Here is a 9597-nt window from a genome sequence, read left to right on the forward strand (position 1 = left end):
AGGTCGCACTGACAGACCGCGGCGCCGGGAAGAACTCATCGGTGTTCTCCGATCCTGTCGGTGCCGCCGCCCGGGCTCAAACCATTTTGCCGACCCGGAACGGCCAAGACATGGCTTCTGCAGCAGGCCGGTCGGCGCCGAGCTCCAGGACGACGGACAGCAGGCGCACCCGTCCTTCCCGACGCCTGCCGGGGCCTTCCCGCTGTCCGCGGCCGAGAGAGCCGGTGATCGCCGAGGTGCCGACGGAGCCGCAAAGACCCCGTTCACCACCAACCGCTGGAAGCCTCATCGGGACCGGGCGCACGGGTGTGGGCGGTACAGCCGGCGGCGTACGCCGCCGTCGACGCACGGCGACGAGAGGTTCGGCACCCGGTTCACCGCCGCGCGGGGAACCGGGCTCATCCGTCGTTCAGTCGCAGCAGTCACAGCAGCACTTGCACGGATTGCAGCAGCCACCGCCACCGCCACCGCAGCCGTCACCGGAACCGCCGCCGGATCCGCCGCCCGAACCGCCAGAGCCACCGGACCCATGACCGCCGCCCGAACCGCCGGAGGAGCCACCCGAGTTGCCGCCGCCCTGGCCGCCGAACCAGCCGTCACTCCCGGAACCGTCCCGGCTCGAGCCGCCGTTGCCATTGCCGTTGCCCTCGCCGAACTGCGCGGGCTCGCCGTCATCGACGCTGCAGCGGCAGCAGCTGAAGCACAACCGGCAATCGGCGCACACCCGGCGCCACTCGCGGCACCGCCGGCACTGCCCCTCCGGCGGCCGGCTCGACGCCATCGCCCCGCCCTCGGGGGCCGCGCCCGCAAGCGCCCCGACGCCGCAGGCCGTGCCGGTATCGGTACCGGTCCCCGAGGGTGCTTCCGTCTCCGTACGGCGTCCAAGCCAGGGCAGCATGCGCAGGCCGCGCGCCTGGGGGCGGTGCTGATGGTGACGGTGCCCAGGGTCGAAGACACGATCGACGGCGCGCTCCAACTCGCCGCCCAGAAGTGCCTGTACCAGCCGTCCGTCGACGAACACGGCGTCGGACAGGGCGAGCCGGATCCCATGGACGGCGTCGTCGCAGAGTCGGCGCACCTCGGCGAGGTCCGCGCCGGTCACCGCGATCGGGTTCCACGCACCTGACGCCTCGTCCGCGGCCCGGTCCTCCACCGCGTCCAGCAGATGCGCCAGCCGACCGAACAGACGGCCGGCTTCCGCCAGCGGTTCGGCGTTGCCCGGGCGATCCGTGAGCACCGCGGTGTACGCGAAGGCGGCTGCGGTCGCCGTCTCCGTGGGCTCCGTGACCGTCAGCAGCGAGCCACCGGGGCCGGTCGACCGCTCGACCTCCGGCTGGCGCTCGACCGCCCCGATCAGCACGGCGGTGTCGAAGCCGAGCCGTTCGCCGCCCGCGGCGCCCGCACGGTCCCAGCCGTGGGCGATCCGGCGGGCCGCCAGCGCCACCGGGCGGCGCCCCACCAGGCCGTCGCCGTCCGCCACATGGTCACGTATCTTCGCCGCGGCCAGCACCAGCGACACCGTCGCCGCCAGCCGCGCACCCTCACCCTGCGCCACGTCCGCCGACCGCATCCCGCGCAGCGGGCACGGACCGGCACCCCGCCGCCAGTCCCCGGTACGCTCCGACTGCGCTTCGGTCAGCACGGAGACGATCAGGCCATCGTAGTTCGTGGCCACCCTCGCGAACTGTCCGTACTCGCTGCGCAAAGCCAGGCACAGCCCGCACAGATGCGCCATCCACTCGGTACGCAAGCCCTCGCCCAGGCGATGACGGCATGGCCTGATGATTCCGAACACCGAAGTTCTCCCCCGTAGAAAAGCTACCCGGACGCCTCCCGTCGGACGGATCACGGACGCAAGACTGCACATGAGCCACGACGGGGCAACGTCAACCGCACGTGACATCAACACGCGGCCGACATCCTAGATGGTTCCTTCCGATCCCTGGCGGGCGGCGAGCCGGAGCGTCTCCTCGATCGGCCGGGGCTGAAGTCGCGGTGGTCGGCGATCGGCTGCCACACCGCCCGGTCGGCGAACGGTCACCTCTGCTCGGCGGCACCCGCCCGGGGGAGCCGTACATCTGGCGTGCGCGAGTTCGCACCCCCGTACCGGCCCCGAGGTGCAAGCGCACGGCCATCCCTCTAGTGTGGTTTTGGGGTAGTTTCATTTGCATGCCCGGGGGGCCAGATGTGGCCGCAGAAGCCGCTGCACTCCAGGGAGACAGCATGGCTAAGCAACACGCTGCCCGCCGTCCGGCCTCGGTCTACGCGCTGGCCGGAATCCGGCTCTTCAACGGCGTCACCGGCCTGCTGGTGCCCGCCCTGCTCATCCGGCGCCTCGACCCCGACCGTGACCTCAGTCCGGCCGCCGTCTACGCTTTCCGGCTCTTCGGGATCCGTACGATCCTGCTCGGTCTCGACCTGCTCACCAACCGCGGCGAGCGGCTCCGGGAAGACCTTCGCGAGGGCGTCCTGATCCATGGAAGTGACACCGCGACAGCCGCCCTGCTCGGCATCCGCGGCCAGTTGCCGCCCCGCACCGCCGTCCTGACCACGCTCATTTCGGCCGTCAATACCACGCTGGCCGCCAGTGCGGCCGACTTCGGCAAGAGGAAAGGGAAGTGACCCCGGAGTCCGGTGACCCGCCGGCCGAGACGGACTTCGACTACATCGTCGTCGGAGCGGGCGCCGGCGGTGCACCGCTTGCGGCCAACCTCGCCGCCGCGGGCATGCGCGTCCTACTGCTCGACGCGGGCGGTGCCGAGGACAACGACAACTACCTGGTGCCCGCCTTCCACGCCGATGCCTCCGAGGACCCCGCCCAGCGCTGGGACTACTTCGTACGGCATTACGCGGACGAACAGCAACACCGGCGCGACAGCAAGCTCGTGCCGAGCAAGGGCATCCTCTATCCGCGGGCCGGGACGGTCGGTGGCTGCACCGCGCATCACGCGCTGATCACCGTCTATCCGTTCAACCGCGACTGGGACGAAATCGCGCGGGAGACCGGCGACGTATCATGGGGCAGCACTTCCATGCGCTGGTACTTCGAGCGGCTCGAGCGCTGTACGTACCGCCCCCGGCCCAAGAAGCCCCCCGGAAATCGGCTGCTGGCCGCCCTGCTGGAGCTTCTCCCCTTCGCCGCCGCCCGGTACCGCAACGACTCGCGGCACGGGTTCGACGGCTGGCTGCCGACCGGCCTCGCCGACCCCGAACTGATCATCGGGGACAAGCAGTTGTTGACCGTCATCCTGTCCGCCGCACACGACACGCTCGCCGATTTCATCGGCCGACCGCTCTCCCCTCTGGAGGGGCTCGGATCCTTCGTCGACCCCAATGACTGGCGCGTGCAGACCGAGGGCCTGCAGGGGCTGTGGCAGATCCCCGTATCCGCGGCCGACGGGCGGCGCAGCGCCGCCCGCGAACGCGTACGGGCAGTACGGCGCAGCCACCCCGACAACCTGGTCGTCCGGACGAACGCACTGGTGACACGGGTCGTGCTGGACGACGGGGTGGCGACCGGCGTCGACTACGTGGACCGGCCGCACGCCTACCGGGCCGACCCCGGCGCCCACGACGGTCTCGCGCTGCCGGTCCCGCGCAGGGCGCTCGCCACCCGTGAGGTGGTCCTGGCTGCAGGGGCCTTCAACACTCCTCAGCTGCTGATGCTTTCGGGCATCGGGCCGCGTGAGGAGCTGGAACGGCACGGCATTCCCGTACGCGTCCCGCTCCAGGGCGTGGGCGCGAACCTGCAGGACCGGTACGAGATCGGCGTGGTGAGCCAGCTGGACCGCGAGTCCCAGGCCATCAAGGACTGTGCCTTTCACGCCCCGGAGCCCGGAGCCGAGCCGGACCGCTGCTACCGAGCCTGGCAGCTCGGCGAGGGCCCGTACACGACCAACGGCGCGGTCGTCGGCATCACCCGGAAGTCCCGCCCGTCGCTGGACGCCCCCGACCTGTTCATCTTCGGCGGCCCCTTCGACTTCCGCGGCTACTACCCCGGCTACTCACGCGACCTGACGCGCCACCGGGACCGCTTCACGTGGGCCATTCTCAAGAGCCGGACCCACAACACCAACGGCCGGGTGCGGCTGCGCTCCGCCGACCCCCGGGACACCCCGCTGGTGAACTTCCACTACTTCGCCGAGGGCACGGACGAGGAGGCCCGGGACCTCGACGCAATGGCCTCCGCCGTGGAGTTCGTCCGCAGCATGAACCGCAGTGCCGCCTCCGTGATACGCGAGGAGCTGTGGCCCGGCGAGGAGGTCGGCGACCCCGAGAGCGTCCGCCGCTTCGTACAGGACGAGGCGTGGGGCCATCACGCGTCCTGCAGTTGCAGGATGGGGCGGGCCGACGATCCCTCGGCCGTCGTGGACAGCCGCTTCCGGGTACGCGGTGTGGACCGCCTGCGGATCGTCGACGCCTCGGTCTTCCCCCGAATTCCCGGCTTCTTCATCGCCGTTCCGATCTACATGATCAGCGAGAAGGCGAGCGACGTGATCCTCCGCGATGCGTCGCGCAGGCGAACCGCAGTGGCCGCATCGCGACACCCGACCTGACCGGGAACCAATCCTAGGAGCACCACGATGAGCACCCAACGACGCTCCGTCCCCCGGCGATCCAGCTCTGGATACCGCTCATCGCCACCCTGGCGGATCATCACCCGCATCGCCGAGTTCGTCGACCGGCGCAACGGTTGGAACAACCTACCGGTCACGCCCGGCCTGCTGGTCCTTTTCGGGCTGCGGGTCAAACTCCGCCAGAAGAACCTCCACGACACCTCTCGGCTGCCCTCCGTCGACCTTCCGGACCCTGCGCCGCCCTCCGAGAGCCACCGGGTCAACCGAACGGCCGACGGCAGCCACAACGACCTCGACGATCCGCGAATGGGCATGGCGGGGACCCGCTTCGGCCGGAACATCCCGCTGGACAGGATCGCCCCGGCCACGCCCGAGAGCGTTCTGTCGCGGCCGAACCCGCGCGAGGTGAGCCGCACCCTGCTCACCCGCGACGAGCTGATCCCGGCCGAGTCGGTCAACTCCCTGGTCGCCGCCTGGCTGCAGTTCATGGTCCGCGACTGGTTCAGTCACGGAACCAGTCCCACGGAACGGCCCTGGGAAGTACCCCTCATGGACGACGATCCGTGGCCGGAACGCCCGATGCGGATCATGCGGACACCGGACGACCCGACCCGGGATCCCCAGTCGCCCGCCGGGACTCCAGATACGCACGTCAACGTCTCGTCCCACTGGTGGGACGCCTCCCAGATCTACGGGACGAGCGAGGCGGAACAGCTCCAGGTGCGCACCGGCCGGACGGGCAAACTGCACCTCTTCGACGCCGATCCGGCCCCGCTCCCGTCCGACCCCTCTCGCGATCCCTCGCGCGTTCCCGGCTTCTGGCTGGGTCTCGTCATGATGCAGAATCTGTTCGCCCAGGAGCACAACGCGATCTGTGACCACCTGCACGCGGCCTACCCGTCCTGGGACGACGAGGAGCTGTTCCAGCGGGCCCGGCTCGTCAACGCCGCGCTCCTCGCCAAGATCCATACGGTGGAGTGGACGCCGGCCGTCATCAGCCACCCCACCACCGTCAAGGCCCTGCGGTCCAACTGGTGGGGCCTCGCCGGCGAGCGCGCCCACAACCTCTTCGGCCGGATCGCGGAGAGCGAGACCGTCAGCGGCATCCCCGGCAGCAAGGCGGACCACTACGGCATCCCCTACTCCCTCACCGAGGAATTCGTGGCCGTCTACCGCATGCACCCGCTCGTCCGCGACGACTGGCACCTGCGCTCCGTCACCGACGACTCCACCCTCGGCGACTGCACCTTCCGCGACATCGCCGGGCCCGAGGCGCTCAACGTGCTGAAGACCAAGGGGATGGCCAACCTGCTCTACAGCTTCGGCACCCTCCACCCGGGACTGGTGACCCTGCACAACTTCCCCAAGTTCCTCCAGGACTTCGAGCGCCCCGACGGCCAGCGGCAGGACCTCGCCGCCACGGACATCCTGCGCAACCGGGAGCTGGGCGTCCCCCGCTACAACGAGTTCCGGCGGCTGCTGCGGCTGAAGCCCGCGGCGAGCTTCGAGGACCTCACGGACAACCCGGTGTGGGCGGAGGAGATCAAGCGGCTCTACGACGACGACATCGAAAAGGTCGACCTGACGGTCGGGATGTACGCGGAGAAGCTTCCGACCGGATTCGCCTTCAGCGACACGGCCTTTCGCATCTTCATCCTGATGGCCTCGCGCCGACTGAACAGCGACCGCTTCTTCACCGACTACTACACACCCGAGGTGTACTCGAAGGCCGGCATGGCCTGGATCGACGACAACAGCATGGTCACCGTTCTGCTGCGCCACTACCCGGAGCTGCGCACGGCTCTCGCGGGGCTGAAGAACGCCTTCGTGCCCTGGCACACCGCCCGCGGCAGTACCCATTCCTGACGGGCGGTCACGCACGCAGGTCCCAGCACGGTCGGCGTTCTCGGTAACGTGATCACCCACTGCATGGAGTCACCATGCGCCCGGCCGGTCCGTACGAGGGATTCAGGCGCAGAGCAATGAGGCAGCGATGAACGAACTGACGAAGCCCGAGATCGAACTTCCGGGGGGTGAAGCTCCCCAGGAGCTGACCATCCGTGACCTCGTCGTCGGGGACGGGCCCGAGGCGAAGCCGGGCAGGGTTGTCCGGGTTCACTACGTCGGGGTCACCTTCGAGTCCGGAGTGGAGTTCGACGCCTCCTGGGACCGGGGCGAGCCGTTCAAGTTCGCCGTGGGTGGCGGCAGGGTCATCAAGGGCTGGGACCGGGGACTCAGGGGGATGAAGGTCGGCGGTCGGCGCGAGATCATCGTTCCCCCGCGCCTCGGCTACGGCAAGCAGTCCCCCTCGCCGTTGATCCCGCCGGGTTCCACGCTCGTCTTCGTGGTGGACCTGCTCTCCGTGGTCTGAAGAGAACCTCGGCCACGCCCCGATGCCACGCCCGATCCACCAACTGCCGAAGCCGGCGCGGTGGTCCGGGGTGGGGGTGGTCCGGGCATTGGGTACCCTCTCGGTTGACCTCGGGGCGCCGGCAGGTGCTGAATCGCCGCAATCAGAGATGGATCCCATGGGCAGCGCACCTTCCGCCGACTTCTTCCAGCCGCTCAAGGCGGACGACCCGGCCGTCGTGGGCGGCTACCGCCTGGCGGCCGTGCTGGGCGCGGGCGGCATGGGCAAGGTCTACCTCTCCTACACGCCGGGCGGCCGGCCCATCGCCATCAAGGTGATCCGGCCCGAGTTCAGCGAGGACCCCGAGTTCCGGCGGCGCTTCCAGCAGGAGGTGCGGGCCGCGGAGCGGGTCCAGGGGCTCTACACCGCACCGGTCATCGACTCGGACACCGAGGGCGCCCAGCCCTGGCTGGCCACGGCCTACGTACCGGGCCCCTCGCTCGCCCACGCCGTGGCCCGGCACGGCGCGCTGCCGGTGCGCAGCGTGCTGCTGTTGACCGTCGGGGTCGCCGAGGCGCTGCACGTCATCCACGGTGCGGGCATCGTCCACCGGGACCTGAAGCCCGCCAACGTGCTGCTCGCCGCCGACGGCCCGCGCGTCATCGACTTCGGCATCGCCCGGGCCGCCGACTCCACCGCTCTGACCAGTACCGGCGTTAGCGTCGGGACCCCGGCGTTCATGGCGCCGGAACAGGCCTCGGCCGGCACGGTCACCCCGGCCACCGATGTCTTCGCCCTCGGGCAGATCGCGGCCTTCACCGCGATCGGGGCCTCCGTCTTCGGCGACGGGCCTTCGCACGCGGTGCTCTACCGGATCGTGCACGAGGACCCCGACCTCAGCGCCCTGCCGGAGGAGTTGCGGCCGGTGGTGACCCGCTGCCTCAGCCGCGATCCGGCCGACCGCCCGTCGCTGACCGAGGTCATCGAGCTGTGCAACGCGGCCTCGGAGGTCCCGCTGCGCCAGGGCGAGGACTGGTTGCCGCAGACCGTCGCCGGTTCCATCACCGAGCGGCTGCAGCTGCCCGCGCCGGCGCCCACCCCGCCGCCGCAGCCTCCGACGGCCGCGCCGACTCCCACGCCGACGCCGGCTCCGAGCCCGACTCCGACTCCGACCGAGGTCTCGCCGCAGTCCCCGGCCCCGGGTGCGCCCGCGGTACCCGCCGCCGCGCCCGGGTTCACGCCGACCGGTGTGGCCGCCGCGCCGACGCAGACAGCTCCGGCGCCGGGGGCTCCGGGGGCGGTGCCGCCGGGTCACCCGACGCCGCCCCCGTACGCGCAGGCTCCGTACCCACAGCCGCAGCACACCCAGCCGCAGTACGGCCAACCCCAATACGCGCAGCCCACGTACCCCCCGGGCCACGCCACGCCGCCGCCGTTCCACGCCCAGGGCTTCGTCACCGGTCCGCCCGCTCCGCCGCGCCCCAGGCGGACGGGGCTGATCGTCATCGGGGCGGTAGCGGCGGCGGTCATCGGGCTCGCGGTCATCGGGTCCCTGCTGCCGGACGGCTCCGGCAAGGGCGGGGGCGGGGCCGACAAGGCGTCGGACGGCGGCAGTGCCTCGCAGAAGCGGCCCGACCCGCAGCCTGTCTCGTACCAGGGCATCGACGTGCCCCAGAACCACCAGCTGATGTTCGCCGACAATCCGCCGCGCCCGGCCGAGGAGCCGACCGGCGCCGGGGTGCTCTACGGGCACGCCGACCTCTTCTTCTACCGGGACACCCTGTTCGGGGACGAGAAGTTCGGTACCACGAACGGCAAGCTCGTCCTGCTGAACAACTCCGAGAAGGGCTCCCTGGAGACCTGCCGGGCCGTGACCCGCTTCACCGAGAAGATCGGCCTCGACCAGCTCACGGACGGGTCACAGGTCTGCGTGCTGAGCAAGGCCGGCCACATCACGCTGGCGACCTTCCGCGGCAGGTCGGGCGGGAAGAACGAGACCGCCTTCATCACCGTCGACCTGACGGTCTGGCGCAACGCCGAGGCCGCGGCGAAGAACTAGGCACGGCCCGTCGCTCGCGCACTCGATGACGTTGCGCCGCCCATCTCCTTGCAGGGGCGGTCGAACTCGTCGACGATGCTTTCAAGCCCCGGCCTTCCGGATCCCACCGGGCCAGGCCCGGGCAGGGGAGAACAGGGGAGACAGTGACAACGAACAGCAATCCGAAGAAGCGCCCGATGGTCGCGGCGGCAATCGTCCCGCTCTTCGTGCTCGCCGGGCTGCTACTGGGTCCCGCGGCAACCGCCTCGGCGGCCGCTCCGGCCGCCCGGCAGGCTCCCGCCGCCGCGGCGCTGCCGCAGGGCGCCCTCCTCGCCGGCGCCGACGCGGCAACCGGTCTCCAGGCGCCGATGTCGTCCCAGGTCCGGGCCACCACCGGGAACAAGAAGGGCAAGAAGAAGAGCAAGAAGAAGAGCGGCGGCCTGTTCAAGAAGCTCTTGATCGTCCTGGTCGTGGTCATCGTGCTGCTCGTCGTCCTGTACGGGGTCCGCCGGGCCCTGCGCCGCAGGTCGGCCTAGGTGTATTGATCACGAGCGTTGTTGACACTCGGCGGGTCTTGAACATGGCGAAGACCTCCGGTGTGGTGGGAGCTGTCTAGGAACTCACCGCACGGA

7 protein-coding genes are annotated in these 9597 nt (G+C 70.5%); 6 read left to right on the forward strand and 1 reads right to left on the reverse strand.

Going from position 1 to position 9597, the window contains the following annotated elements:
- Positions 1–409: 409 nt before the first annotated feature.
- The gene (locus ACWGE1_RS02270) at positions 410–1795 is read right to left on the reverse strand and encodes a DUF5685 family protein (RefSeq protein ID WP_453418664.1); all 1386 of its coding nucleotides are present in this window, start codon (positions 1793–1795) and stop codon (positions 410–412) included.
- A 428-nt stretch (positions 1796–2223) separates the two neighbouring features.
- On the opposite strand from ACWGE1_RS02270, the gene ACWGE1_RS02275 reads away from it, so the two are divergent.
- The 6 genes from ACWGE1_RS02275 (at position 2224) to ACWGE1_RS02300 (ending at position 9501) form a co-directional block, all read left to right on the forward strand.
- Positions 2224–2622 carry a hypothetical protein gene (locus tag ACWGE1_RS02275; RefSeq protein ID WP_453418665.1) on the forward strand — a complete coding sequence of 133 codons (399 nt, stop codon included), beginning with the start codon at positions 2224–2226 and terminating at the stop codon, positions 2620–2622.
- A complete protein-coding gene (locus ACWGE1_RS02280) occupies positions 2619–4556 on the forward strand; it encodes a GMC family oxidoreductase (RefSeq protein WP_453418666.1) in 1938 nt (645 codons plus the stop codon). The genes ACWGE1_RS02275 and ACWGE1_RS02280 overlap by 4 nt, the downstream gene beginning before the upstream one ends.
- A 27-nt stretch (positions 4557–4583) precedes the next feature.
- The gene (locus tag ACWGE1_RS02285) at positions 4584–6443 is read left to right on the forward strand and encodes a peroxidase family protein (protein ID WP_453418667.1); all 1860 of its coding nucleotides are present in this window, start codon (positions 4584–4586) and stop codon (positions 6441–6443) included.
- A 127-nt stretch (positions 6444–6570) separates the two neighbouring features.
- Positions 6571–6948 carry an FKBP-type peptidyl-prolyl cis-trans isomerase gene (locus tag ACWGE1_RS02290; RefSeq protein WP_453418668.1) on the forward strand — a complete coding sequence of 126 codons (378 nt, stop codon included), beginning with the start codon at positions 6571–6573 and terminating at the stop codon, positions 6946–6948.
- Between the two features lie 157 nt (positions 6949–7105).
- Positions 7106–8986: a serine/threonine-protein kinase gene (locus tag ACWGE1_RS02295; protein ID WP_453418669.1), complete on the forward strand. Its 1881-nt coding sequence runs from the start codon at positions 7106–7108 to the stop codon at positions 8984–8986.
- Between the two features lie 176 nt (positions 8987–9162).
- On the forward strand, positions 9163–9501 hold the full coding sequence (locus ACWGE1_RS02300; RefSeq protein WP_453418670.1) for a hypothetical protein: 339 nt from the start codon (positions 9163–9165) through the stop codon (positions 9499–9501).
- The last annotated feature ends 96 nt before the right edge of the window (positions 9502–9597 follow it).

The sequence above is a fragment of the Streptomyces sp. NPDC054932 genome, from assembly GCF_053610205.1.